The sequence below is a fragment of the Pseudomonas sp. genome (assembly GCF_048269965.1).
Taxonomy (GTDB): Bacteria; Pseudomonadota; Gammaproteobacteria; order Pseudomonadales; family Pseudomonadaceae; genus Aquipseudomonas.
This window is the reverse complement of sequence record NZ_JBLWTV010000005.1, coordinates 135,315-160,410: the sequence shown is the minus strand read 5'-3', so window position 1 is coordinate 160,410 and position 25,096 is coordinate 135,315. Positions and strand designations below refer to the sequence as shown.

Here is a 25,096-nt window from a genome sequence, read left to right as displayed (position 1 = left end):
CTGGGGAGAGGGTGGTGCAGGCGACTCGATGCAAGCGAAGCCCCTCTCCCCCGGCCCCTCTCCCGCAAGCGGGAGAGGGGAGAAAAGCGCCCACAAGGGTTGGCGGTTGTAGGGTGGATGGCGACTCACTGGTGGATGAGAAGAGCGTCATCCACCCTACGCCGCACCAGTTCGCAGTAGGCTCATGGCTGCAACACCGACGACACCAGCAACTGCGAATACGGATGCTGCGGATCGTCGAGAATCTGGTCGGTCAGCCCCGCCTCCACCACCTTCGAGCGCCTCATCACCATCAGGCGGTCGGCCAGCAGGCGCGCCACCGCCAGGTCGTGGGTGACGATCACCACCGCCAGGTCCAACTCGCGCACCAACCCGCGCAGCAGATCCAGCAGGCGCGCCTGAACGGAGACATCGAGGCCCCCGGTCGGCTCGTCCATGAACACCAGGCGCGGCGCGGAGACCAGGTTGCGGGCGATCTGCAGGCGCTGCTGCATGCCGCCGGAGAAGGTGCGCGGCAGGTCGTCGATACGCGCCGGCTCGATCTCCACCTGGCTCAGCCAGTCGAGCCCGGCGGCGCGCAGCTCGCCATAGTGGCGCACGCCCTGGGCCATCAGCCGCTCGCCGATGTTGGCGCCGGCCGATACCGCCATGCGCAGGCCGTCACGCGGGTTCTGCTCGACGAAGCCCCATTCGGTGCGCAGCAACGTGCGCCGCTCGGCCTCGCTGGCGCTGTACAGGTCGAGCCACTGGCCGTCGCGACCGCGATAACTCACTGCGCCGCGATCTGGCGGGCAGCGCCCGGAGAGCAAGCTGAGCAAGGTCGACTTGCCCGAGCCGGACTCGCCAACGATGCCCAGCACCTCACCGGGATAGAGGTCGAAGCTCACCCCCTGGCAGCCCTTTTCCGGCCCATACAAGCGGGTCAGGTCACGCGCCGAGAACAGCGGTTCGGCCGTTGCCAGGGCAGGTTGCAAACGTTCGGCGGCGCTCATTGCAGGTTCTCCTCGAGGCGTTCGGTGCGCTGGCGGCAGTAGTCGGTGTCGGAGCAGACGTAGCGCTTGCTGCCGGCGTCGTCGACGATCAGCTCGTCGAGAAAGGACTCGTTGCTGCCGCAGAAGGCGCAGCACTCGTCCCACTGCTGCACGGCGAAGGGGTGATCCTCGAAGTCCAGGCTGATCACCTTGGTGAACGGCGGTACCGCGTAGAGGCGCTTCTCGCGACCGGCGCCGAACAGCATCAGCGCCGGGCTCATGTCCAGCTTGGGGTTGTCGAATTTCGGGATCGGCGACGGGTCCATCACGTAGCGCTCATCCACCGTCACCGGGTAGGCATAGGCGGTGGCGATATGGCCGAAGGTGGCGATGTCCTCATACAGCTTCACGTGCATCACGCCGTAGTCCTCCAGCGCATGCATGGTCCTTGTCTCCTGCTCGCTCGGTTCGATGAAGCGCAGTGGCTCGGGAATCGGCACCTGGTAGACCATGATCTGCCCGGCCGAAAGTGGCGTTTCGGGGATGCGATGGCGGGTCTGGATCACGCTGGCCTCCAACGTGCGCTCGGTGGTGGCAACGCCGGCGGTACGGGCGAAGAAACGGCGGATGGACACCGCGTTGGTGGTGTCGTCAGCGCCCTGGTCGATCACCTTGAGCACATCATCCGCACCGAGAATGGCGGCGGTCAGTTGCATGCCACCGGTGCCCCAGCCGTAGGGCAGCGGCATCTCGCGGCCGCCGAAGGGCACCTGGTAGCCGGGGATGGATACGGCCTTGAGCAGGCCTCGACGAATCATGCGCTTGGTCTGTTCGTCGAGGTAGGCGAAGTTGTAGGCCGACGCCTCGCGGGCGCCGCTTGCAGTGGACAGGTTCATCAGCGGTTCTCCTCTGCCGGCGCCTGGCGGCGCAGCTTGCGGATCAGTTCCAGTTCGGCCTGGAAGTCGACGTAGTGCGGCAATTTGAGGTGCGAGACGAAGCCGGCGGCCTCGACGTTGTCGCAGTGCATCAGCACGAATTCCTCCTCCTGCGCCGGCCCCTGCACTTCCTCGCCGTACTCGCCGGCGCGCAGGGCGCGGTCGACCAGGGCCATGCCCATGGCCTTGCGCTCGGCATAACCGAAGGCCAGGCCGTAGCCACGGGTGAACTGCGCCTGCTCGGCGCTTTCGCCGACGAATTGGTTGACCATCTCGCACTCGGTGATTTCGATGTCGCCCAGCGGCACGGCGAAGCCCAGTTCGGCGGGCGTCATCCACACCTCGACATCACCGATACGGATCTCCCCGGCGAACGGGTGGTTGCGGCCGTAGCCGCGCTGGGTGGAATAACCCAGCGCCAGGAGGAAGCCTTCGTCGCCACGGGCCAACGCCTGCAGGCGCTCGGCACGCTTGGCGGGAAAGTCCAGCGGCTCGCGGGTGATGTCCGGCACCGGTGCGCCGTCGTCCACCTCGCGGGCCATCAGGCCCTCATCAGCGAGAAAATCGAGCACGCGAGGACAGGGCTTGGGCTCATCGGCGACAACCGCTTCCGGCGCCGGATACTCGCCCTCGGCCAGCAGGGCAAAGTCCAGCAGGCGGTGGGTGTAGTCGAAGGTCGGGCCGAGCAGCTGGCCACCGGGCAGGTCCTTGAAGGTGGCGGAGATGCGGCGCTGCAGCTGCATCTGCGTGCTGTCCAGCGGCTCGCTGGCGCCGAAACGCGGCAAGGTGGTGCGGTAGGCGCGCAGGAGGAAGATGGCTTCCATCAGGTCGCCGGCCGCCTGCTTGATGGCCAGTGCGGCCAGTTCCTCGTCGTACAGCGAGCCTTCGCTCATCACGCGGGCCACGGCCAGCGGCAGTTGCTGACGCACCTGCTGCACGCCCAGTTCGGCGACGGCGGTGTCGCCACGGCGACGGCTGGCCAGCAGTTGATGGGCATTGTCGATGGCGCGTTCGCCACCCTTGACGGCGACATACATCAGGCAGCCTCCTCGGTTTCGATCAGCACGCGGGTACTGCGCGGCAGGCCGATCACCTCACCGCCTGCGGCGAAGAAGCAATCCAGGCCACGGGGAAAGGCGCTGCGCGCCTGGCGCTGCTGCCAGAACGAGGCCGGCAGCGGCAGGTTGACGCTACGCACGTCCTTGATGCCCGGCCCACGCCAGCGCAGAGCGGCACCGGCGTGCAGGTCAGCGAGCTGAATCAGCAGCGTGCAGGACTGATCCGGGTAGCGCTCGCTGCCGTTGTCGAAGTCCGACAGGTCGGCGAGCTCGCTTTCGTCGAGCAGGGCAAACAGGGCGATCTCGCGCTCGGCGACGATCGGGCAACCACAATGGAAAGCCAGATTGGCGCGGATCAGCGGCGTGTCGAAGCGCGGCGCGAGCCACAGCGGTGTGTCGCTGTCGAGGAAGGCCAGGCACAGGCCATAGGTGGCCGGCGCCAGATCACCCAGGGCGTGGGCGCGGGCCATCGACTGGGCCAGGCCGGGTTCGGCCAGGGCAGCGAGGGCGGCGCGGAAGCTGACCTGAGCGTCCAGCACCGGGTCGTCGAAAGCCGGTTGCAGCCAGTGCGAGCTGTGCGGCGTAGTCATCAATCCTCTCCTCTGACCAGGGTGAAGAACTCCACCTGGGTGGTGGCAGTCTGTGCGGCCCGGGCCAGGCGCTGTTGGCGCTGCTGGCGGACCAGTGGTTCGATCAGATCACTGAGCCAGCGCGCCTGGTCGCTGCCCTGCAGGTGGGCGTCGGCCAGCGCCGCCAGTTCGGCGCGGCGCTTGTCGCGTCCGGCCAGATAGCTGTAGCCGGTGCGCCCATCGGCCAGGCGCACCACGCAGCGAGTCACGGTCATCTCGCCGAGATTGAAGGCGCTGCCGGTGCCCCCCATGCGTCCGCGCACCAGGGTCATACCGACCTCGGGGGAGCGGATCAGTTGGTAGTCGCTGTCCTTGAGCGCCGCCTCATGGGCGTCGAGGGCGTCGCCGGCGCGGGCCAGCACGCCCATCCAGCGCTGGCGCGCGGCGATGTTCGGATCATGGTCGTTCATGCGGGTCTCCATCAGGTCGCTACCTGGTACTGGAAGCGGTCGGCGCGGCTGCTGGACTGCGCCAGCTCCACCGCACGACCGGCAGGGTCGCGGGACAGGGTGAGTACGCTGAGCAGCGGCGCATGGCGTGGCATCAGCAGGTGCGCGGCTTCTTCGCGGCTGGGCAGACGCGCACCGATCAGGCTGAAGGTGCGCGCCAGCGGCAGGTCGCGCTCGGCCAGGTACTGGCGCAGCGAACCACCCTGGTAGTCGGCCAGCAGCGGCGTCAGGCTGGCGCAGAAACGGTGACGGATCAGGCTCATCGGCTGGCCGTCGAGCAGGCGCAGCGTGGCCAGTTCGACCAGCTCGCTGCCATCGGGCAGTTGCAGGTGGCGGCACTCCTCGCTGCTGCCACTGCGGCGCAGGCGCTCGATCAGTTGCGCCTCGACCCGATGGCCGAGCGCCGACAGCGACTGGCTGAAGGCACTGCCCGCCTCCACCGGATACACCAGCGGCTTGGCCAGCACCTGAGTGCCCTTGCCCTGGCGACGCAGCAGACGGCCTTCGAGCACCAGTTCGTCCACCGCGCGGCGCAGGGTGTGACGGTTGACGGAAAACCGCGCGGCCAGTTGCATCTCGCCCGGCAGGTAGTCACCCGGACTCATGCGCTGCAGGTCTTCGCGCAGCACGGCAGCCAGTTCGCGGTACAGCGGTTCGCTTTGTCTAGACAAGTTCATCGTTTGAAAAGGGCGCACGCAGGCGCCCTCCCTCTCCTTCAGATAAAGAGCTTGCGCAGGCGCTGGGACAGGATGTCGATGGCGCTCACCACCAGGATGATCACGATCAGCAGCGCGCAGGTCTGGGCGAACTGGAAGCCACGGATGGCCTCCCAGAGGATCACCCCGATGCCACCAGCGCCGACCATGCCGACCACCGTGGCCGAGCGCACGTTGGACTCGAAACGGTACAGCGAGTAGGAAATCCACAGCGGCAGCACCTGCGGGATGACGCCGAAGATCACTTCCTGTAGCGCGCTGGCACCAGTGGCGCGCACGCCTTCGACCGGGCCAGGGTCGATGGCCTCGACCGCTTCGGCGAACAGCTTGGCCAGCACCCCAGTGGTGCTGATGAACAGTGCCAGCACGCCGGCGAAGGGGCCGAGGCCGACCGCGACGACGAAGAGCATGGCGAAGACCATTTCGTTGATCGAACGGCAGGCATCCATCACTCGGCGTACCGGTTGATAGATCCACCAGGGCACGATGTTCTCGGAGCAGAGAATGCCCAGAGGAATGGCGCAGACGATGGCCAGCACCGTGCCCCAGAGGGCGATCTGCACGGTGACCACCATCTCCTTGAGGTAGTGCTGCCAGTTGCTGAAGTCCGGCGGGAAGAAGTCGGCGGCGAAGGTGGCCATGTTGCCGGCATCGCGCACCAGCGCCAGCGGGTTCATTTCCGCGCCCTGCCAGGACCAGGCAAGTACGGCGAAGAACAGGCCCCAGCCGATCAGTTGCGGCCAGCTGCGCTTGCCGTCGGCGACCGGGGTGGCGGTGGTCAGTGTGGTCATGGGTAATTCTCGATCCTGTTAGAGACGCTTCAGCGGCGAGCATTGCGCGAGCCGCCCCACCAGCGCGGGGCGGCTCCCGGGGTCAGCCGGCGCTGGCGCCGCCTTGCTTCTCACGCTCGGCCATGCGCTGCTCCAGCTTGGCCAGCTCGGCGTCCAGTTCCTTGAGCTGAGCCTGCTTGTCGGCGTCATTGAGCGTGGCGTTGTTAGCCACTTCGGTGCGCTTCTTGAACAGTTCGAGCTGGCGAATCGGCAGCAGTTGATCGTTGTCGGAGGCCTTGAACTGGCCCCACTGCAGGCCTGCGAGCACCTTCTTCTCTTCCGGCTTGGCGCCGTAGCTCATGAAGAAGTCACGCAGTTTGTCGCGGGTTTCCTGCGGCAGATTCTTGCGCCAGACGATGGGGTCGGACGGGATCAGCGGCGAGGTCCAGATCACCTTGAGCTGCGCAGCCTTGTCCGGCGCGGTCACTTCCAGACGCTCCATGCCCTCGCTGTTGAAGGTGCCGACGTCGACCTGCTTGTTGGCCACCGACAACGCATTGACCTCATGGCTGCCGTTGAGCGAGCGCTTGAAGATCTTGCCGGCGTCGGCATTGTTCTGGGCGAACACGTAGTAACCGGGCACCAGGTAGCCGGAAGTGGAGTTCGGGTCGCCGTTGGCGAAGGTCAGGCTCTTGGCGTTCTTGAGCATGTCCTCGGCCGAGTTGATCGCGCTGTCCTTGTGCGCCACCAGCAGGCTGTAGTAACCCTGCGCGCCGTTGGCCGACACGGTCTGGGCGAAGATCTCGCCACCGGCGCGGTCGACCGCTTCCATCGCCGACTTGTTGCCGTACCAGGCCACGTCGACCTTGTCGAAGCGCATGCCCTGGATGATCCCGGCATAGTCAGGGGCGAAGAAGGCGTTGATCTTCACGCCGGTCTGCTTGCTCATGTCGGCCAGGAAGGGTTCCCACATGGCCTTGAGGTTCTGCGAAGACTCGGTGGAAATGATGCCGAAGTTGAGTTCCTCGGCAGCCTGGGCCGAGCCCAGCAGGGAACCGGTGACGAGCGCGGAGGCAGCCAGCACCTGGCCGATGCGTTTGAACATGGAGCACACTCCTGTTGCGGGTTGGCGTTGTTGTTTCGAATGAGGGAGGTGACGTCAGGCCTTGGCCAGCGTCAGCGGACGCTCTACAGCCCGAGGGCGCTGCCCTTGCGGCAGCAGCAGGCTGATATCGAGATCGCCGCCGTAGAGATCGTTGAGGAAATCGGGGTTGAAGCCCGTGGTCGGGCCATCGAAATGGATGCGCCCGCCCTTCAGCGCAACCGCGCGCTGGCAATAGCGCACCGCGTAGTCGACCTGATGCAGAGTCACCACCACCGTCTTGCCGTCGTGACGGTTGATGTCGGCGAGAATCTCCATCACCTTGCGCGCCGACTCCGGGTCGAGCGAGGCGATCGGCTCATCGGCGAGAATCACCTCGGCCTGTTGGCACAGCGCGCGGGCGATGGCCACGCGTTGCTGCTGCCCGCCCGAGAGGGTCGAAGCACGCTGAGCAGCGAACTCGGCCAGGCCGACCCGCTCCAGCGCCTGCATGGCACGCTGATTTTCCTCGGCATTGAACAGGCCGAGACTGCCACGCCAGCGCGGCATGCGCCCCAGACCGCCGAGCAGCACGTTCTGCAGCACACTGAGGCGCCCCACCAGATTGAACTGCTGGAAGATGTAGCCGATATCGGCGCGCTGGCGACGCACGTCGCCGTTCAGACGGCCATCGGCCTGCACCTGACGCCCGAGCACCTCGATACTGCCGGCATCGCCGCGCGCCAAGCCGGCGAGATGGCGCAGCAGGGTCGACTTGCCCGAACCCGACGCGCCGATCAACGCCACCATTTCACCCGGCTGTACCGAAAGAGCCAGATCGAACAACGCCTGTTTACGGCCGAAGCTCTTGTTCAGACGGTCGACTCGAATCGCTGCGCGCATGGGCTGGCCCTCTACTATCATTGTCGATACGAAGGCAGCGAGCTGGCGCCTTCTGGTGTAGACCAAGGTAGGCGCAAGCTGTGTCAGACTTGTGAATCAGTGATGACGATTGAGTGACCGAAACTTTTATAATCGAGCACAGCACCGGCATGACTTCTGCCGAATACCGCGCATTTCAGACAATCGGTGCTGGCATAAAGCCGCCACCTGATTCACAATCCGACACGTATTTGGCGTCAAGGAATTGTTCAGATGACTCTCGGGTCATAATGACGCAGAACGCGATACCGGTTGAACGGCTAGTGCGAAACACGGTCAAACCGGTGACAATCTCGACACTGACTACCAGTATCGCTCCCTGAACTAACCGGTAATGTATGCGCCCTATGAAACAGGCTATTTATTCCAGCCGCACGGCTGACAAATTTGTCGTTCGCTTGCCAGATGGCATGCGTGAGCGTATCGCTGACGTAGCACGCAACCATCACCGCAGCATGAATTCGGAAATCATCGCCCGCCTGGAGCAAAGCATGCTTCAGGAAGGTGCTCTGGATGACGATCTCAGCCTGCGCCTCGACAGCCCCGAACTGAGCCTCCATGAGCGTGAATTGCTGCAGCGTTTTCGTCAGTTGTCGCGCCGCCAGCAGAACGCGCTGGTCGCTCTGATTGCCCACGACGTGGAAATGGCCGCCGAAGAAGCCTGAGGCGAGCCCATAAAAAAAACCGGCCTTGAGCCGGTTTTTTTATGGGCAACGAAAAGGCGCGGAGCGAACGCCGCGCCTAAATCAGCCAACGAAGCTGAGCAACACCCCCGCCGCCACTGCCGAGCCAATCACCCCGGCCACGTTAGGCCCCATGGCATGCATCAGCAGGAAGTTCTGCGGGTTGGCCTCCAGGCCGACCTTGTTCGAAACCCGAGCCGCCATCGGCACTGCCGACACGCCGGCCGAGCCGATCAGCGGATTGACCTTGTGCGTGCTGAACAGGTTCATCAGCTTGGCCATCAGCACACCGGCCGCGGTGCCTGCGCAAAACGCCACCATGCCCAGCATGAGAATGCCCAGGGTCTTGAGCTGCAGGAAGGCCTCGGCCGACAGCTTCGAACCCACGGTCAGACCGAGGAAGATGGTGACGATATTGATCAGCGCATTGCGCGAGGTATCGGCCAGACGCTCGACTACACCGGCCTCGCGCAGCAGATTGCCGAGGGCGAACATGCCGATAAGCGGCGCGGCGTCAGGCAGCAGCATGCCAATCAGAACGCACAGCACGATGGGGAAGATGATCTTCTCGGTCTGCCCCACCGGACGCAGCTGCTGCATGACGATGGCGCGCTCCTCCTTGGTGGTCAGCGCACGCATGATCGGCGGCTGCAGCAACGGCACCAGCGCCATGTAGGCATAGGCCGCGACGGCAATGGGACCGAGCAGGTCGGGCGCCAGCTTTGAGGTAACGAAGATCGAGGTCGGCCCGTCCGCCCCGCCGATGATGGCGATGGACGCCGCCTCCTTGAGGGTGAACTCCATGCCGGGAATGCCCAGCGCAGTGATCGCCAGGGCGCCGAGCAGGGTACCGAAGATGCCGAACTGCGCAGCGGCGCCAAGCAGCAACGTCTTCGGATTGGCCAGCATCGGACCGAAGTCGGTCATGGCGCCGACGCCGAGGAAGATCAGCAGCGGGAAGATGCTGGTCGGCAGGCCCACTTCATAGATCAGGTGCAGAAAACCCGCGCCCTCGGCCATGTTGGCCACTGGAATGTTCGACAGCAGGCCACCGAAGCCGATGGGCACCAGCAAGAGGGGCTCGAAGCCCTTCTTGATGGCCAGGTAGATCAGCAACAGGCAGACCGCGATCATGAATGCCTGACCGGGCTCCAGATGGTACAGACCAGTGCTCTGCCAGAGCTTGAGCAGCTTTTCCATGGTATGCCCCTCAGCCGATGGTCAGCAGGCTTGCGCCCACTGCCACTGCATCGCCGACCTTGACGTTGACGGCACCGATGGTACCGGCCCTGAAGGCGCGGATCTCGGTTTCCATCTTCATGGCTTCGAGGATGATCACCAGTTGCCCCTCCTCCACGACCTGGCCAGGCTGCACCAGCACCTTGAAGATATTGCCAGCCAGCGGCGCGGCTTGCGGCTCGCCGCCGCCCACTGCGACAGGAGCCGCGGGTGCGGTGCTCGCCGCCCCCCCGACGGGCTTGATACCTTCGATATCGCCGCCTTCGTTCACCTGCACGACGAACGACTTGCCATTGACCTCGACGGTGTAGACCTCAGGCTTGCCGGCCTCGCGAGCCGGGGCTTGCCTGCCGGTCGGCACAGGCTCGAAGGCCGCCGGATTGCCGCGATTTTCCAGGAACTTCAAGCCGATCTGCGGGAACAGCGCATAGGTCAGGACGTCGTCGATTGCGTCGACAGCCAGCTTGATGCCTTTCTCCTGAGCAATGCCCTCGAGTTCGGCAGTCAGCTTGTCCATCTCGGCCTCGAGCAGATCAGCCGGACGGCAGGTGATCGCTTCGCCACCGTCGAGTACACGGGCCTGCAGTTCGGCGTTGAACGGCGCGGGCGCGGCGCCGTACTCGCCTTTGAGCACGCCGGCGGTTTCCTTGGTAATGGACTTGTAGCGCTCACCAGTGAGCACGTTGATCACCGCCTGGGTGCCGACGATCTGCGAAGTGGGCGTCACCAGCGGAATGAAACCCAGGTCTTCGCGCACGCGGGGAATCTCGGCCAGCACCTGATCGAACTTGTCCTGGGCGCCCTGCTCCTTGAGCTGGCTTTCCATGTTGGTGAGCATGCCGCCAGGCACCTGAGCGACCAGGATGCGCGAGTCGACGCCCTTGAGGTTGCCTTCGAACTTCGCGTATTTCTTGCGCACCTCGCGGAAGTACGCGGCGATTTCTTCCAGCAGCTCCAGGTTCAGCCCGGTGTCGCGCTCGGTACCCTGGAACATGGCCACCACCGACTCGGTCGGCGAATGACCATAGGTCATCGACAGCGAGGAAATCGCGGTGTCGACGTTGTCGATACCGGCTTCCACCGCCTTGAGAATGGCCACCGACGACAGCCCGGCAGTGGCATGGCACTGCATATGGATCGGGATCGCCAGGCTGGCCTTCAGGCGCGACACCAGCTCGAAGGCGGTATAGGGCGTGAGAATGCCGGCCATGTCCTTGATCGCCACCGAGTCGGCACCCATGTCTTCGATCTGCTTGGCCAGGTCGACCCACATTTCCAGCGTATGCACCGGGCTGGTGGTGTAGGAGATGGTGCCCTGGGCATGCTTGCCCTGCTGCTTGACGGCCTTGAGGGCGGTTTCCAGGTTGCGCGGGTCGTTCATCGCATCGAATACGCGGAACACATCGACGCCATTGACGGCGGCGCGCTCGACGAACTTTTCCACCACGTCATCGGCATAGTGACGGTAGCCGAGCAGGTTCTGCCCGCGCAGCAGCATCTGCTGGCGGGTATTGGGCATGGCTTTCTTCAGTTCGCGGATGCGCTCCCAGGGATCTTCGCCGAGATAACGAATGCAGGCATCGAAGGTCGCGCCGCCCCAGGACTCCACCGACCAGAAGCCGACCTGATCGAGCTTGGGCGCAATCGGCAGCATGTCTTCGAGACGAACACGCGTCGCCAGGATCGACTGATGCGCATCACGCAGCACCACATCGGTGATTCCGAGTGCTTGTTTTACAGCAGTCATACAGGTGCTCCCTCTGAACCTGATCAACCGCGGCGCGCGCGGTGCTGGGCAATAGCGGATTGGATGGCGACCAGTGTTTCTGCATCCGGCTCATGGCTGGCCGACCTGACACCAGGCGCTGGAGAAGAAATAGCCGGGCTCGGCGCGGGCGGAGCGAAGGTCGCGATCAGACGTGACATCAGACTGACCACACCCACCAGCAACACCAGAAAGACAAATACGAAGCCCATGCCGAACAGCATGAGTTCGACACCCTCGAGCAGCAGTTCACTGGAGGTCATCTTGGCTCCTTTGGCCAGCAGCCAGGCGGCTGCGTTCATTATTGATTAGGAGCGCCCAGCGTCAGCGCCTGGGCAAAGCTGGCGAACCTTAGCGTGAAACGAGCGTTTGAAGCAAACGCCAAAGGGGCCGTACGGGCTATTTATGTAGTGGTTTATAAGCATCCACTACCAAAGAAGCATAAAGGCCCTGCGAGCGAAGCCTCAGGAGGCGGAGCGAGCCACGCTATCAACGGCAGGAGCAAGCCTCAGCAGGGTCTTGAAGTGGCGCGTCTCATCGCCAGGGGTGCGCCCGAACAGACGCTTGAACTCCCGATTGAACTGCGACGGGCTTTCATACCCGACGCACTGCGCAGCACTGAGCGCACTCATGTCGCTGCGGATCATCAGCAGCCGCGCCTGATGCAGGCGAATGGCCTTGAGGTACTGCAGCGGCGAACGGCTGGTCATCGCCTTGAAATGCACATGGAAGGTCGGCACGCTCATGCTGGCGACTTCGGCCAGCGAGGGCACATCGAGCGACTCCTGATAATCCCGGTGAATCCGCTGCAGGACGCGCGCGATACGACCGAAATGGCTGTTCTGCGCCAGGGTCGCGCGCAGGCCACTGCCCTGCTCACCCTGCAGCACGCGAAAGACGATCTCACGCAGAATCGATGGGCCGAGCAGGCGCACCTCGTCAGGGTCGGCCAGGGCCTCCAGCAGGCGCAACGTGGCGTCACTCAGGCGCGCATCCATCGGGCTGGAATAAAGCGTTGCCGGTTGAGTTGGCTGGGGCTCTTCCAGATCCATGACCAGCTCGGCCACCAACAGCGGGTCGACACGCAGCGCCACCCCGAGCATGGGCTCTTCGGCACTGGCCTCGGTTTCGATGGAGAACGGCAAGGGCAGCGCCAGCACCAGATAGTGCTGCGCGTCGTAGACATACAGATTGCCGTCGTGCAGCCCGCTCTTGCGCCCCTGGATCACGATCACGATGCTCGGCTCATACAGCGCCGGGGTAACCGGTAGCGAGCGATTGGAGCGCATGAAGGTAACCCCGTCGAGCTGCGCTGCGGTGTACCCCTCCTCGGGGGCCAGGCGCAGCATCAGTTCGACCATGCGCCGCTTGATGCTCTCGGAACTCATGCTCATGCGCCGCTTTCGACTCGTGATCAATACCCGGCCATTGTAGGAAGCATTCAATAGAAACAGGCAATATCGAAAGAGTAACGAGACTTAGCAGCCGGCCCGCCCCTGCCTAGCATGGATGCTCCATAACGCAATGGAGACCGACATGAGCAAAGTCATCCTCATCACCGGCGCCAGCAGCGGCATCGGCGAAGCCACCGCCAGACACCTGGCAAGCCTGGGTCATCGAGTGGCACTCGGCGCCCGACGCATCGAGCGCCTGCAGGCACTGGTGGAAGAACTGCAGGCACGAGGTCAACATGCCTCCTGCCGCGCCGTCGACGTCAGCCAACTGCATGACATGCAGGCCTTCGTCGAGCATGCCGAAACGCATCACGGCCCCATCGACGTGATCATCAACAATGCCGGCGTCATGCCGCTGTCGCCGCTCAACGCCCTGAAGGTGGATGAGTGGAACCGCATGATCGACGTCAACATCAGGGGCGTGCTGCACGGTATTGCCGCCGTGCTGCCAGGCATGGAAGCACGCGGACGCGGTCAGGTCATCAATATCGCCTCCATCGGCGCCCACGCCGTATCGCCGACAGCGGCGGTCTACTGCGCCAGCAAGTATGCCGTCTGGGCGATTTCCGAAGGCCTGCGCCAGGAAAGCGAGCGCATCCGCGTCACCACGATCTGCCCCGGCGTGGTCGAGTCCGAACTGGCCGACAGCATCTCCGATGCCCATGCGCGCGAGGCGATGAAAGCTTTCCGTCGCGTCGCCATCACGCCAGACGCCATCGCCCGCGCCGTGGCCTATGCAGTCGAACAGCCCGACGACGTCGACGTCAGCGAACTGATCGTGCGCCCGACCGCCAGCCCCTATTGATGGAGTCCAGCATGTCAGCGAAGAACACTGCCACGGCACTGTTGATGAGCGGTGCCCTGCTAACCGGCGTGGCAATCGCGCAATCCGAGCACCCGCATCCTTATGTAGGCATGTGGGTAACGGACGACGGCCGTGTCCGCCATGAGTTATTGGCCAACGGCCGGTATGACGAGGCACGCGGCAATCGCGAAAGCGCCTATCAGGGTCACTACCGCGTCACCGGCAACCACATCGACTACGTCGACGACAGCGGTTTTACCGCCGACGGTGAGTTCGTCGACGACGTGCTCTACCACGGCGGCATGGTACTGCGCCGCAAAGCCCTCCCAACCAACGAGTAACGATACCCATCAGCCAAGAGAAAAAGCCCATGAACATGCAAAAGATCATCGCTGCATTGCTACTGAGCGCATCACTCTGCCTCCCGGCCTGGGCAAGTGACAACACGGCGGCCAATCAGGCCCTGATTCAAAAAGCCTTCGATGATTGGCGCGCAGGCCAGGGAGGCATCTTCCAGTTGCTGGCCGATGATGCCACCTGGGTCGTGGCCGGCAGCAGCCCGTACTCCGGGACCTACCCTACACGCGAAGCGTTCTTGGAAGATGCAGTCAAACCCATCACTGACAAACTGGCGACACCCATCGTGCCCACCGTCCGCCAGATCGTGGCGCAAGGACCCTACGTGGTCGTGCACTGGGATGGCCAGGCGACTGCCAAGGACGGCAGCCGCTACGAGAACAGCTACTCATGGCACATGCAGCTGGACAACGGCCGGATCACAAGGGTCACGGCCTTTCTCGATACCTGGCGACTGGTCGAGCTGATGAACTGAAGCGACCTACAGCAAGAAGATCGACGCCAGCCCCAGGAAGATGAAGAAACCGCCGCTGTCGGTCATGGCGGTGATCATCACACTGGCCCCCATGGCCGGGTCACGCCCCAGGCGTGCCAGGGTCATGGGGATCAGCACCCCCATCAGCGCTGCCAGCAGCAGGTTCAGGGTCATTGCCGCCGTCATCACCACGCCCAGCGACCAACTGCCGTAAAGCCCATAGGCGACGGCGCCGATCACCCCACCCCAGAGGATGCCGTTGATCAGGGATACGCCGAGTTCCTTGCGTACCAGGCGCTTGGTATTGCCGGTGCTGACCTGATCCAGCGCCATGGCGCGGACGATCATGGTGATGGTCTGGTTACCCGAGTTACCGCCGATACCGGCGACGATGGGCATCAGCGCCGCCAGCGCCACCAGCTTCTCGATCGAGCCTTCGAACAGGCCGATCACCCGCGACGCCAGAAACGCGGTGACCAGGTTGATCGCCAGCCAGGCCCAACGGTTGCGAACCGACTTCCACACCGAGGCGAAGATGTCTTCTTCCTCGCGCAGACCGGCCATGTTCAGCACTTCGCTTTCGCTTTCCTCACGGATCAGGTCGACCATCTCGTCGATGGTCAGACGACCGATCAGCTTGCCGTTCTTGTCCACCACTGGCGCGGAAATCAGGTCGTAACGCTCGAAGGCCTGGGCGGCGTCGTAGCCGTCCTCATCCGGGTGGAAGCTCACCGGATCGTCGGCCATGACTTCGCCGACCTGCTTGTCCGGGTCGTTGACCAACAGGCGCTTGATCGGCAGCACGCCCTTGAGCACGCCGTCGTAATCGACCACGAACAGCTTGTCGGTATGGCCCGGCAGCTCTTTCAGGCGCCGCAGGTAACGCAGCACCACTTCCAGGCTGACATCTTCGCGGATGGTGACCATCTCGAAGTCCATCAGCGCACCGACCTGATCCTCTTCGTAGGACAGGGCCGAACGCACGCGCTCACGCTGCTGAGCGTCGAGCGACTCCATCAGCTCATGCACGACGTCGCGCGGCAGCTCCGGCGCCAGGTCGGCGAGTTCGTCGGCGTCCATGTCCTTGGCCGCAGCGAGAATCTCGTGATCGTCCATGTCGGCGATCAGGGTTTCTCGTACCGCGTCGGACACTTCCAGCAGGATGTCGCCGTCGCGCTCAGCCTTGACCAATTGCCAGACGGTCAGACGCTCATCCAGCGGCAGGGCTTCGAGGATGTGGGCGATATCCGCAGGGTGCAGATCTTCGAGCTTGCGTTGCAGTTCGACGAGATTCTGACGATGCACCAGGTTCTCGACCCGGTCGTGATGCTGGCCTTCCTGACGATGGGTCAGGTCTTCGACCAGTTTGTGCCGATGCAGCAGTTCGATCACCTGGGCCAGGCGATCCTGCAAGCTCTCTTGCGGCTTTTTGGCTTCTACTTCAGTCATAGCGCGCTCCACCCCCAGTTGGCAGGCACGCCAGAGGGGATCAATCAGGTCTTACACGATTGTGCGAGGGGAGTATTGAATAACTACTGGGTAAGTCCATGGTGGTATTCCACAAGCCCCGGCGGGGCTGACGCGGCGAATGATAACACCGCAAAACAGCTTTGTACGTGACAAAAGCGCGGCAAGAACAATTGCTTGCATCACAAACATCGATCTCGCATGAAAACCTGGCTATGCGACGCCAGCGATGCGCACCGGGACACCCTGGCGAGCGCGAAAAAAGGGTCTAACCTGAAGCAGGCGAACGTCACGGAGGACGGTTCATGCGAGCAAGGCACTTCGCAGCGCTATTGGCCGCTGCGCTTCTCTACCCTATTGAAGACAGCTCGGCCGCCAGCGTGTTCCGCTGCGTAGGGACCGACGGCCATGTCACCTTCACCCGCCACGGCTGCGCAAGCGATCAGGAGCAGCATCTGCAGGATGCGCGCAACCCTACGCCCAGCAGCAGCAAGACCATCCCCCTTGCCGACCCAGACCGACGCGCAACGCCCAACCCAACGAGCGCCGGGGAGCTGGTCATAGTTGGTCAACAAGACGACGGCTGCGGCAACCGGCTGACCAGCAGCGAGAAGCGCCAGGCAATCATCCGCAAGGAAGTCCGCAGCGGCATGAGCCGTGCCGACGTGGAGAACAGCCTGGGCAAACCGGACAGGGTCACCGCCAGCAACGGGCAGCAGCGTTATCACTACACAGAAAAACGCAAAGGCGGCAGCAGCCGACAGGTCAGCTTCGACGAAGCCGGCTGCGTGAAGAAATGACGCGCAAAGAAAAAGGGCCTGCATCACTGCAGGCCCTTTGGGTATGGCGGACTCAGGAGGATTCGAACCTCCGACCGCTCGGTTCGTAGCCGAGTACTCTATCCAGCTGAGCTATGAGTCCGTTGCAGAACGCCTTCAAGGCAGTGCCTTTCGTGCGATCTTATGGTGTTTTTAGACCAGACCACCACTGGGTGAAACAAAATGGCTTGCAGCGATGCAAGCCATTGAAAATGGCGGACTCAGGAGGATTCGAACCTCCGACCGCTCGGTTCGTAGCCGAGTACTCTATCCAGCTGAGCTATGAGTCCGTTGCAGAACGCCTTCAAGGCAGTGCCTTTCGTGCGATCTTATGGTGTTTTTAGACCAGACCACCACTGGGTGAAACAAAATGGCTTGCAGCGATGCAAGCCATTGAAAATGGCGGACTCAGGAGGATTCGAACCTCCGACCGCTCGGTTCGTAGCCGAGTACTCTATCCAGCTGAGCTATGAGTCCACTTTTTGGTGCTTTTATACCAGATCACCTCTGGTTGATTCGCCAGCCCGGCTCGCGCCCGACTCGCTGAATAATGGCGGAGAAGGGGGGATTCGAACCCCCGACACCCTTTTGAGGTGTACTCCCTTAGCAGGGGAGCGCCTTCGGCCACTCGGCCACCTCTCCGCAACACGGGGCGCATGATAAACATGTTTTCCCCGTTTGCAAACAAAAATTTGTAGAAAAATTAGTGGCTTGGTTCGTCACCCTTCTCTTTCTGGATGCGCTGGTAGATTTCTTCACGGTGTACGGCAACCTCTTTCGGCGCATTGACACCAATACGCACCTGGTTACCTTTCACACCCAACACGGTGACAGTCACATCATCACCGACCATCAGGGTCTCTCCGACCCGGCGAGTCAGAATCAGCATTCCTTTCTCCTCAACGGATTACATTTTCAGGACAACAGTCTGCAAAAAGAAAATGGTGCCGGCTTCCTGCTAAATCAAGCCTGAAAGCCTCCACCCAAGTATTGACCAGCCCGCGTAGAAAGAAAGTTCCCGCGTGCCAGTCAAAAAGACGAAAGGCGCGGAACCAGCCGCGCCTTTCAAATCAGTGCAATCACTCGCCCTGTCGGGCCGGGGCATCCAGCTCGAAAGCGGTATGCAGAGCGCGTACCGCCAGCTCCAGATACTTCTCCTCGATCACCACGGACACCTTGATCTCGGAGGTGGAGATCATCTGGATATTGATGGTCTCCTTGGCCAGGGCCTCGAACATGCGACTGGCGACACCGGCGTGAGAGCGCATGCCGACACCGACGATGGAGACCTTGGCGATATTGGTATCACCGACCACTTCACGAGCGCCCAGCTCGTCTGCAGTCTTCTGCAGCACGCCCAGCGCGTTGTTGTAGTCGTTGCGGTGCACGGTGAAGGTGAAATCGGTGGTGTTATCGTGCGAGACGTTCTGCACGATCATGTCCACTTCGATGTTGGCCGCGCTGATCGGGCCGAGAATCTTGAAGGCGATGCCAGGAATATCCGGCACCCCACGGATGGTCAGCTTGGCTTCGTCGCGATTGAAAGCGATGCCGGAAATGATCGGCTGTTCCATGGATTCCTCTTCATCAAGGGTAATGAGGGTGCCCGGCCCCTCCTGGAAGCTGTGCAGGACGCGCAGCGGGACGTTGTACTTGCCGGCGAACTCCACCGAGCGAATCTGCAGCACCTTGGAACCGAGGCTGGCCATTTCCAGCATCTCTTCGAAGGTGATCTTCTCCAGGCGCTGGGCCTTGGGCACCACGCGCGGGTCGGTGGTATAGACACCATCGACGTCGGTGTAAATCTGGCACTCGTCGGCTTTCAGCGCCGCAGCCAGGGCCACACCGGTGGTGTCGGAACCACCACGCCCCAGGGTGGTGATGCTGCCGTGCTCGTCGACACCCTGGAAACCGGCGACGACGACGACACGACCAGCCTTGAGATCAGCGCGAATCTTCTGGTCATCGATCTGCAGAATGCGCGCCTTGTTGTGTGCGCTGTCGGTGAGGATGCGCACCTGGTTGCCGGTGTAGGACACCGCCGGCACGCCACGCTTGATCAGCGCCATCGCCAGCAGGGCGATGGTCACCTGCTCGCCGGTGGACACCATGACATCCAGCTCACGCGCAACCGGGTCGCCATCAGTGATCTGTTTGGCCAGATCGATCAGGCGGTTGGTTTCGCCGCTCATGGCGGAAACCACGACGACGATGTCGTCACCGTTCTCGCGGAACTTCTTCACCTTGTCGGCCACCTGCGCGATACGCTCGATGGTGCCGACGGAGGTGCCCCCAAACTTCTGTACGATCAAAGCCATTTCAAAAAGCCGCCTGATTCCTCGAAGGGCGCCCATTAAACCCGCATCGGGTCATACTGCCAAGGCCCGCCGGGCGCACTGCGGGCCCCGCTCTCGCTCGTTACGAAGCCTGCTCGACCAAGGTAGCGGCCAAAGCCAGGGCTTCATCCAGTTTGCCGGCATCTACGCCGCCGCCCTGCGCCATGTCCGGGCGACCACCGCCCTTGCCACCCACGGCTGCAGCGGCCTGACGCATCAGGTCACCGGCCTTGACCCTGGCGGTCAGATCCTGGGTCACGCCGGCGACCAGCACCACCTTCTCATCGAACACACCGCCGAGCAGGATCACGGCGCTGCCCAGCTTGTTCTTCAGTTGGTCGACCAGTGCCAGCAGCGCCTTGCCGTCCAGGCCATCGAGACGCGCAGCCAGCACCTTGGTGCCCTTGACGTCCACGGCCGAACCGGCCAGGTCGTTGCCGGCGGCACTGGCGGCCTTGGCCTTGAGCTGTTCCAGCTCCTTTTCCAGCTGACGGTTGCGTTCGATCAGCGCCGAGAGCTTGTCCAGCACGTTGTCGCGGCTGCCCTTGACCAGGGACGCGGCTTCCTTGAGCTGCTCCTCGGCACCATTGAGCCAGGCCAGCGCTTGCGCGCCAGTGACCGCCTCGATACGACGCACGCCAGCGGCCACGCCGCCTTCGCTGGTGATCTTGAACAGGCCAATGTCGCCGGTACGGGATACGTGAGTGCCACCGCACAGTTCGACGGAGAAGTCGCCGCCCATGCTCAGCACGCGCACCTGGTCGCCGTACTTCTCGCCGAACAGCGCCATGGCGCCCTTGGCCTTGGCGGTCTCGATATCGGTTTCTTCGGTCTCGACCTCGGAGTTCCTGCGAATCTCGGCGTTGACGATCTCTTCCAGCTGCTTGATCTGCTCGGGCTTGATCGCCTCGAAGTGGCTGAAGTCGAAACGCAGGCGCTGACTGTCGACCAGCGAGCCCTTCTGCTGAACGTGATCGCCCAACACCTGACGCAGCGCGGCATGCAGCAGGTGGGTCGCGGAGTGGTTCAGCGCGGTCGCCTGGCGCACACCGGCTTCGGCTTCGGCCTTGACGCTGGTGCCGACACTCAGACCGCCCTTGGCCACCACACCGTGGTGCAGGAAGGCGCCGCCGGCCTTGGTGGTGTCGCGCACATCGAAACGCACGCCAGCGCTTTCCAGGTAGCCGCAGTCGCCGACCTGACCACCGGACTCGGCGTAGAACGGGGTCTGATCCAGCACCACCACGCCCTCCTCGCCTTCGGCGAGGCTGTCGACGGCGCTGCCGGCCTTGAACAGGGCGATGATCTTGCCGCTGCCGCTGGTGCCGTCGTAGCCGAGGAAACGGGTGTCACTGTCGACCTTGACCAGGGCGTTGTAGTCCATGCCGAAGGCGCTGGCGGAACGGGCGCGCTCGCGCTGTGCCTCCATTTCACGCTCGAAACCTTCCTCGTCCACCGACAGCTCGCGCTCGCGGGCGATATCGGCAGTCAGGTCGACCGGGAAACCGTAGGTGTCGTACAGCTTGAACACGATATCGCCAGGAATGACCGAGCCCTGCAGGCCGGCCAGATCCTGCTCGAGAATCTTCAGGCCCTGCTCCAGAGTCTTGGCGAACTGCTCTTCCTCGGTCTTCAGCACGCGCTCGATATGCGCCTGCTGTTGCTTGAGCTCGGGGAAGGCTTCGCCCATCTCGGCCACCAGCGCGGCGACGATCTGGTAGAAGAAGCTGCCCTTGGCGCCCAGCTTGTTACCGTGACGGCAGGCACGACGCACGATGCGGCGCAGCACGTAGCCGCGACCTTCGTTGGACGGGGTGACGCCGTCGGCGATCAGGAAGCTGCAGGAACGGATGTGGTCCGCCACCACCTTCAGCGAGGCCTGGCCCTCATTGGCACAGCCAATGGCCTTGGCCGAAGCGGCCAGCAGGTTCTGGAACAGGTCGATCTCGTAGTTCGAGTTGACGTGCTGCAGCACGGCGCTGATGCGCTCCAGGCCCATGCCGGTGTCCACGCTCGGTGCCGGCAGCGGGTGCAGGACGCCATCGGCCGTGCGGTTGAACTGCATGAACACGTTGTTCCAGATCTCGATGTAGCGGTCGCCATCTTCTTCCGGGCTGCCGGGTGGGCCGCCCCAGATGTGCTCGCCATGGTCGAAGAAAATCTCGGTGCACGGGCCGCACGGACCGGTATCGCCCATCGCCCAGAAGTTGTCGGAGGCGTACGGCGCGCCCTTGTTGTCACCGATGCGGATCATGCGCTCGGCGGGAACACCGATTTCCTTGTTCCAGATCTCGAAGGCCTCGTCATCGGTGGCATAGACGGTGACCCAGAGCTTTTCCTTGGGCAGGTTCAGCCACTTGTCGGAGGTCAGGAATTCCCAGGCGTAATGAATGGCATCGCGCTTGAAGTAGTCACCGAAGCTGAAGTTGCCCAGCATCTCGAAGAAGGTGTGGTGGCGCGCGGTGTAGCCGACGTTTTCCAGGTCGTTGTGCTTGCCGCCGGCGCGCACGCACTTCTGGCTGGTGGTGGCGCGGGTGTAGGCGCGCTTTTCCAGGCCCAGGAAGCAGTCCTTGAACTGGTTCATGCCCGCGTTGGTGAACAGCAGGGTCGGGTCGTTCGCCGGAATCAGCGAGCTGGAAGCGACACGGGTGTGCCCTTTTTCTTCGAAGAAGCTCAGGAAGGCTTCACGGATTTCTGCGCTTTTCATAGGGATATCCACGGAGTCAGGCGGCCACGGCAAAAGCCGGCAAAGCAGACCACGCGAACAGGGCGAGCAAGGGCCAGGCAAGGTCAAACAGGAGAAAACGCGGTGTACAAGCTGTAAATGAGCATGTCGACCGAGCTGGCGAGCAGCCTGTTTTTGACGCCACATGACCGAGCGCAGCAGATTTCGCGCAGTCTGAAAGGGCCGCATTATATCGGGCCTACAGCCCGCGGCTAGTGCCTTTCTCGATAGTGCTGCCCTATCACCTGCAGAAAATCGAGCAAAGCACCATCGATGCAATGGAAGCAGGAGCCACAGGTTTTTCAGATACGTCTTATACAGCCCCTACCCGCCCATCTTTAGAGTGCCCGCAGCTGTCGTCGGTCGGGAGGCCCCATGCGTGCACTCAAGATACTTCTTCTCGAACACAACCCCTACCAGTTGCTGGCCATGCATCAGCAGTTGAACGCTTGCGGGATCTACCAGGTCATGACCGCCGACCACACCGCGCAGGCCGCTGACCTGATGGAGCGCCGGAGCAGCCTGGACATCCTGATTTGCGACCTGCTGCCCGATGACGAGGCGCGCCTGGCGTGGCTCAGACAATTGAACGAGCAACGTGCCTTCTACGCCCTGATCGTGCACGGCAACAGCCACCGCGCACAGCTCGAGCAGGCAACCCTACGAGCCGGGCAGGCTGGCATACAGGCGTTGGGCTTCGTGCAGAAACCCGCCTCTCCTCTCGCCTTGCGCAGGCTGCTGGAATCCTACAAACCGCCGCCCCTGCCGCTGCCGGCGGTCATCGAACCGCCCCCTTACGGCGAGCTGCAGAGCCCGTCCGCCAGCCTGTGCCTGCGGAACTTCCCGAGATGATCAGACGCGGGAAAACTCGGTAAAGGCCTGCACAACCCGCTCGACCTGCTCGGCCCCGACATCCAGATGGGTGACCAGGCGCAAGCGGGGCGCGGCACTCACCGCGATACCGCGCTCGGCCATGAAGGCCTTGACCGTGCCGGCCCGCTCACCGAGTTGCACGTAGACCATGTTGGTCTGCACCGGCTCGACGCTGTAGCCCAGCTCGGCCAGCCGCTCGCCCAGGCGTGCCGCGTTGGCATGATCCTCGGCCAGGCGCTCGACCTGATGCTGCAGTGCATACAGGCCTGCCGCCGCCAGCACACCTGCCTGGCGCATGCCACCGCCGACCATCTTGCGCAGGCGTCGCGCCCTGGCGATCAGCGCAGCGCTGCCGCACAGCACGGAGCCGACTGGCGCACCGAGCCCCTTGGACAGGCACACCGAGACCGAATCGAAGTGCTGGGTGATCGCGCGCGCCGGCACACCGAGCCTGACCGCCGCGTTGTACAGGCGGGCACCGTCCAGATGCAGCGCCAGGCCGCGACGCAGGGTCAATTCGCGCGCAGCAGCCAGGTAGTCGAGCGGCAACACCTTGCCCTGCATGGTGTTTTCCAGGGCCAACAGACGGGTACGGGCGAAGTGGAAGTCGTCCTGCTTGATCGCCGCTTCGACCTTGGCCAGATCCAGAGAGCCATCGGCTTCGCCGTCGATCGGCTGCGGCTGGATGGAGCCGAGTACGGCCGCACCGCCGCCCTCGTACTTGTAGGTGTGCGCCTGCTGGCCGACGATGTATTCGTCGCCGCGTTCGCAATGGGCCATCAGGCCCAGCAGGTTGCTCATGGTGCCGGTGGGGACGAACAGCGCCGCCGCGAAGCCCAGCTCATCGGCCAGCCAGGCCTCCAGACGGTTTACCGTGGGGTCTTCGCCATATACATCATCACCCAGCTCGGCAGCCATCATGGCTTCGCGCATGGCGGCGGTAGGTTGGGTGACGGTGTCGCTACGCAGGTCGATCAGGGGCATGACAGGCTTTCCCGGCAATTGGCGAAAGGCTCATGCTAAAGAGGTCGCTGGGGCGGTGAAAGATACAGTTACGCGATAAAGCAACTTACCAATACCGTAGCCCGGATGAAATCCGGGGAAAGTGCAGCGGTAATCCCCGGATTGCATCCGGGCTACGCCAGGCCGGCGCCATCGTCCGGGACGATCAGGATGGCGGCGCGCAGGCCGTTCTTGACCTTGGGATTGGGGAAGATGACCCGCGCCCCCTTCTCTTCCACTATCCAGCGGCTGTCGGCGATGTCTTCGGCAAGCAGGTAACCGGGCTCCAGTTCGGTGAAATTTTCGATGTCGTCCGGCAGGTGCAACTGGAAGCTGTCGCTGTGCTTGATGACCTCGCGTGATACCGAAAACAGCTGCAAGCCATCGAGCGTCGGCTCGCCGCTGATCACATCGCGCCCTTCGATCAGCGCGTGCAGCGCATGCTCCAGCAGATCGAGGTTGGCCAACTGGTTCTGCCCGAAGGCACGTGCCTTGCCCAGCTCCAGGGTGAAGGCCTCGGCGCCAAGCTGCGCGTAGGTGTAGGCGCTGAAGGTGATCGACGCCTTGTTCTGCAACAGCACCGCCTCGATACCCGCAGCGCGCAGGCGCTCCAGCTCGCGACGCGAGTGGGCGCGACCTTCCTGCCAGGGATAGAGGGCGAACTGCTCGATCTTCGAGCCGCGAATGGCCGTGTGCAGGTCGTAATGCAGGCGAGTGCGGCCCGTTTGCTTGCCGAAAAAGGTGGCGGCCAGATGCTCCAGGTCGCAGGCCCGAATGGCCTCGAAGCCACTGGATTGCTCGTGACGACCACTGAACAGGCGATTGAGGTCCTGCTCGACATAGCGCTCGCCACGGCGCATCGCCTCGGGGTTGCCAAACAGAAAGAGAATACGCGCTGCCGGATGCAGCTCATTGCGCGCGATGCCGCGCAGCAGACGGTCGAGCAGTTCGATTGGCGCGGTTTCGTTGCCGTGGACGCCGGCCGACAGCAGCAGGTCGAGGCCATTGTCGCGCGCTGCAGGCGGAGTCACCTCTAGCGCACCTTCATCGAGCCAGCGCAGGCGCGTGCCATCGGGCGTCAGTTGAATCTTCGCCGACGGCTCGTGGCCGGCCAGGGTCAGTTCAAGCAGTTTGCCGAGGGCAAGCATGGGGACTCCTTGGTTCGCAGCATTTTCGTAGGGTGGGCCTCAGCCCACCAACAGCGGCCAGCCTTGGTGGGCTGAAGCGGAGCGCCGCCCGGCCCACCCTACAAGATTCAATCAGTGGTTGCAGTCCGGGCCATGAACATGATCGTCCTCATCGGCGATCATCGGCTCCATCTCCAGCTGCAGGCTCACCAGGTTGGTGGCCTGCGGACGCAACAACAGGTTGACGTACTCGGTATCGCCCTCTTCCACGTCGACACCGATCAGCAACTGATCACCAACGGCCTGGACCCACAGCTCCTTGCCCTGCCAGACCACGGCGAAGCGACTGCAGGAGGTCTCCAGCTGGGTGCCGTCGTTATCTTCAAGAATCAGTTGCAGCGCGTCGCTCATAAAATCTC

The 25,096-nt window shown here is 63.2% G+C and carries 26 protein-coding genes and 4 tRNA genes; 6 read left to right on the top strand and 24 right to left on the bottom strand.

All coding sequences use genetic code 11. From position 1 onward, the window contains the following. Positions 1–182: 182 nt before the first annotated feature. The 9 genes from phnK to phnC form a co-directional block, all read right to left on the bottom strand. Complete coding sequence (gene phnK / locus ACN0X6_RS08230; protein WP_417703076.1) at positions 183–992, bottom strand: phosphonate C-P lyase system protein PhnK; 810 nt, start codon at positions 990–992, stop codon at positions 183–185. Continuing rightward, positions 989–1,867, bottom strand: a complete 879-nt coding sequence (locus ACN0X6_RS08225; protein WP_417703075.1) for an alpha-D-ribose 1-methylphosphonate 5-phosphate C-P-lyase PhnJ — start codon at positions 1,865–1,867, stop codon at positions 989–991. Before ACN0X6_RS08225 ends, phnK begins: the two co-directional genes overlap by 4 nt. Then, on the bottom strand, positions 1,867–2,943 hold the full coding sequence (locus ACN0X6_RS08220; protein ID WP_417703074.1) for a carbon-phosphorus lyase complex subunit PhnI: 1,077 nt from the start codon (positions 2,941–2,943) through the stop codon (positions 1,867–1,869). Before ACN0X6_RS08220 ends, ACN0X6_RS08225 begins: the two co-directional genes overlap by 1 nt. Then, complete coding sequence (gene phnH / locus ACN0X6_RS08215; RefSeq protein ID WP_417703073.1) at positions 2,943–3,554, bottom strand: phosphonate C-P lyase system protein PhnH; 612 nt, start codon at positions 3,552–3,554, stop codon at positions 2,943–2,945. The genes ACN0X6_RS08220 and phnH overlap by 1 nt, the downstream gene beginning before the upstream one ends. Next, positions 3,554–4,003 (bottom strand): phosphonate C-P lyase system protein PhnG, encoded by a 450-nt coding sequence (gene phnG / locus ACN0X6_RS08210; protein WP_417703072.1) that lies wholly within the window; start codon positions 4,001–4,003, stop codon positions 3,554–3,556. The genes phnH and phnG overlap by 1 nt, the downstream gene beginning before the upstream one ends. A gap of 11 nt (positions 4,004–4,014) precedes the next feature. Then, the gene (gene phnF / locus ACN0X6_RS08205) at positions 4,015–4,737 is read right to left on the bottom strand and encodes a phosphonate metabolism transcriptional regulator PhnF (protein WP_417703071.1); all 723 of its coding nucleotides are present in this window, start codon (positions 4,735–4,737) and stop codon (positions 4,015–4,017) included. A 20-nt stretch (positions 4,738–4,757) separates the two neighbouring features. Continuing rightward, on the bottom strand, positions 4,758–5,549 hold the full coding sequence (gene phnE, locus ACN0X6_RS08200) for a phosphonate ABC transporter, permease protein PhnE (RefSeq protein WP_075746652.1): 792 nt from the start codon (positions 5,547–5,549) through the stop codon (positions 4,758–4,760). A gap of 82 nt (positions 5,550–5,631) precedes the next feature. Beyond that, positions 5,632–6,633 carry a phosphonate ABC transporter substrate-binding protein gene (gene phnD / locus ACN0X6_RS08195; RefSeq protein WP_417703070.1) on the bottom strand — a complete coding sequence of 334 codons (1,002 nt, stop codon included), beginning with the start codon at positions 6,631–6,633 and terminating at the stop codon, positions 5,632–5,634. Positions 6,634–6,687: 54 nt separating this feature from the next. Next, positions 6,688–7,512 carry a phosphonate ABC transporter ATP-binding protein gene (gene phnC / locus ACN0X6_RS08190; protein ID WP_417703069.1) on the bottom strand — a complete coding sequence of 275 codons (825 nt, stop codon included), beginning with the start codon at positions 7,510–7,512 and terminating at the stop codon, positions 6,688–6,690. A 377-nt stretch (positions 7,513–7,889) separates the two neighbouring features. On the opposite strand from phnC, the gene ACN0X6_RS08185 reads away from it, so the two are divergent. After that, on the top strand, positions 7,890–8,216 hold the full coding sequence (locus ACN0X6_RS08185; protein WP_003461866.1) for an Arc family DNA-binding protein: 327 nt from the start codon (positions 7,890–7,892) through the stop codon (positions 8,214–8,216). An 81-nt stretch (positions 8,217–8,297) separates the two neighbouring features. On the opposite strand, the gene ACN0X6_RS08180 is transcribed toward ACN0X6_RS08185, so the two are convergent. From ACN0X6_RS08180 to ACN0X6_RS08165, 4 genes are all read right to left on the bottom strand, one after another. Further along, positions 8,298–9,434, bottom strand: coding sequence for a sodium ion-translocating decarboxylase subunit beta (locus ACN0X6_RS08180; RefSeq protein ID WP_417703068.1), 1,137 nt, complete (start codon positions 9,432–9,434; stop codon positions 8,298–8,300). A 10-nt stretch (positions 9,435–9,444) separates the two neighbouring features. Then, positions 9,445–11,220 carry a sodium-extruding oxaloacetate decarboxylase subunit alpha gene (oadA, locus tag ACN0X6_RS08175; RefSeq protein WP_417703067.1) on the bottom strand — a complete coding sequence of 592 codons (1,776 nt, stop codon included), beginning with the start codon at positions 11,218–11,220 and terminating at the stop codon, positions 9,445–9,447. 23 nt (positions 11,221–11,243) lie between these two features. Continuing rightward, positions 11,244–11,501 (bottom strand): OadG family protein, encoded by a 258-nt coding sequence (locus ACN0X6_RS08170; protein WP_417703066.1) that lies wholly within the window; start codon positions 11,499–11,501, stop codon positions 11,244–11,246. Between the two features lie 201 nt (positions 11,502–11,702). Then, positions 11,703–12,599, bottom strand: a complete 897-nt coding sequence (locus ACN0X6_RS08165; RefSeq protein WP_417703252.1) for an AraC family transcriptional regulator N-terminal domain-containing protein — start codon at positions 12,597–12,599, stop codon at positions 11,703–11,705. A gap of 175 nt (positions 12,600–12,774) precedes the next feature. Here ACN0X6_RS08165 and ACN0X6_RS08160 point away from each other — a divergent pair, with 175 nt between their 5' ends. Genes ACN0X6_RS08160 through ACN0X6_RS08150 form a run of 3 tightly spaced genes read left to right on the top strand, consistent with a single transcriptional unit; the run spans position 12,775 to position 14,329 of the window. Continuing rightward, complete coding sequence (locus tag ACN0X6_RS08160) at positions 12,775–13,497, top strand: SDR family oxidoreductase (protein WP_417703065.1); 723 nt, start codon at positions 12,775–12,777, stop codon at positions 13,495–13,497. A 44-nt stretch (positions 13,498–13,541) separates the two neighbouring features. Beyond that, on the top strand, positions 13,542–13,838 hold the full coding sequence (locus tag ACN0X6_RS08155) for an Atu4866 domain-containing protein (protein ID WP_417703250.1): 297 nt from the start codon (positions 13,542–13,544) through the stop codon (positions 13,836–13,838). 29 nt (positions 13,839–13,867) lie between these two features. Further along, positions 13,868–14,329, top strand: coding sequence for a nuclear transport factor 2 family protein (locus tag ACN0X6_RS08150; protein ID WP_417703064.1), 462 nt, complete (start codon positions 13,868–13,870; stop codon positions 14,327–14,329). Positions 14,330–14,335: 6 nt separating this feature from the next. Here ACN0X6_RS08150 and mgtE read toward each other — a convergent pair whose 3' ends face one another. Then, positions 14,336–15,778 (bottom strand): magnesium transporter, encoded by a 1,443-nt coding sequence (mgtE, locus tag ACN0X6_RS08145; RefSeq protein WP_160020292.1) that lies wholly within the window; start codon positions 15,776–15,778, stop codon positions 14,336–14,338. A 323-nt stretch (positions 15,779–16,101) separates the two neighbouring features. Here mgtE and bamE point away from each other — a divergent pair, with 323 nt between their 5' ends. Next, positions 16,102–16,596 (top strand): outer membrane protein assembly factor BamE domain-containing protein, encoded by a 495-nt coding sequence (gene bamE / locus ACN0X6_RS08140; protein ID WP_417703063.1) that lies wholly within the window; start codon positions 16,102–16,104, stop codon positions 16,594–16,596. A gap of 44 nt (positions 16,597–16,640) precedes the next feature. On the opposite strand, the gene ACN0X6_RS08135 is transcribed toward bamE, so the two are convergent. From ACN0X6_RS08135 to alaS, 7 genes are all read right to left on the bottom strand, one after another. Further along, positions 16,641–16,717, bottom strand: a tRNA-Arg gene (locus ACN0X6_RS08135). 110 nt (positions 16,718–16,827) lie between these two features. Further along, positions 16,828–16,904, bottom strand: a tRNA-Arg gene (locus ACN0X6_RS08130). 110 nt (positions 16,905–17,014) lie between these two features. Further along, positions 17,015–17,091: transfer RNA gene (locus tag ACN0X6_RS08125), tRNA-Arg, on the bottom strand. Positions 17,092–17,165: 74 nt separating this feature from the next. Then, a tRNA-Ser gene (locus ACN0X6_RS08120) sits at positions 17,166–17,256 on the bottom strand. Positions 17,257–17,317: 61 nt separating this feature from the next. Then, entirely contained in the window at positions 17,318–17,503 is a 186-nt protein-coding gene (csrA, locus tag ACN0X6_RS08115; RefSeq protein ID WP_003244478.1) for a carbon storage regulator CsrA, read from the bottom strand. Positions 17,504–17,693: 190 nt separating this feature from the next. Continuing rightward, positions 17,694–18,932 (bottom strand): aspartate kinase, encoded by a 1,239-nt coding sequence (locus ACN0X6_RS08110; RefSeq protein WP_160020294.1) that lies wholly within the window; start codon positions 18,930–18,932, stop codon positions 17,694–17,696. Positions 18,933–19,032: 100 nt separating this feature from the next. Continuing rightward, positions 19,033–21,657: an alanine--tRNA ligase gene (alaS, locus tag ACN0X6_RS08105; RefSeq protein WP_417703062.1), complete on the bottom strand. Its 2,625-nt coding sequence runs from the start codon at positions 21,655–21,657 to the stop codon at positions 19,033–19,035. A 393-nt stretch (positions 21,658–22,050) separates the two neighbouring features. Here alaS and ACN0X6_RS08100 point away from each other — a divergent pair, with 393 nt between their 5' ends. Further along, the gene (locus ACN0X6_RS08100) at positions 22,051–22,527 is read left to right on the top strand and encodes a DNA-binding protein (protein ID WP_417703061.1); all 477 of its coding nucleotides are present in this window, start codon (positions 22,051–22,053) and stop codon (positions 22,525–22,527) included. On the opposite strand, the gene ltaE is transcribed toward ACN0X6_RS08100, so the two are convergent. The 3 genes from ltaE to ACN0X6_RS08085 form a co-directional block, all read right to left on the bottom strand. After that, entirely contained in the window at positions 22,528–23,532 is a 1,005-nt protein-coding gene (ltaE, locus tag ACN0X6_RS08095) for a low-specificity L-threonine aldolase (RefSeq protein WP_417703060.1), read from the bottom strand. Between the two features lie 152 nt (positions 23,533–23,684). Beyond that, positions 23,685–24,698 carry a succinylglutamate desuccinylase gene (gene astE / locus ACN0X6_RS08090; RefSeq protein ID WP_417703059.1) on the bottom strand — a complete coding sequence of 338 codons (1,014 nt, stop codon included), beginning with the start codon at positions 24,696–24,698 and terminating at the stop codon, positions 23,685–23,687. A 111-nt stretch (positions 24,699–24,809) separates the two neighbouring features. Next, the gene (locus tag ACN0X6_RS08085; protein ID WP_003461883.1) at positions 24,810–25,088 is read right to left on the bottom strand and encodes a hypothetical protein; all 279 of its coding nucleotides are present in this window, start codon (positions 25,086–25,088) and stop codon (positions 24,810–24,812) included. Positions 25,089–25,096: the final 8 nt, after the last annotated feature.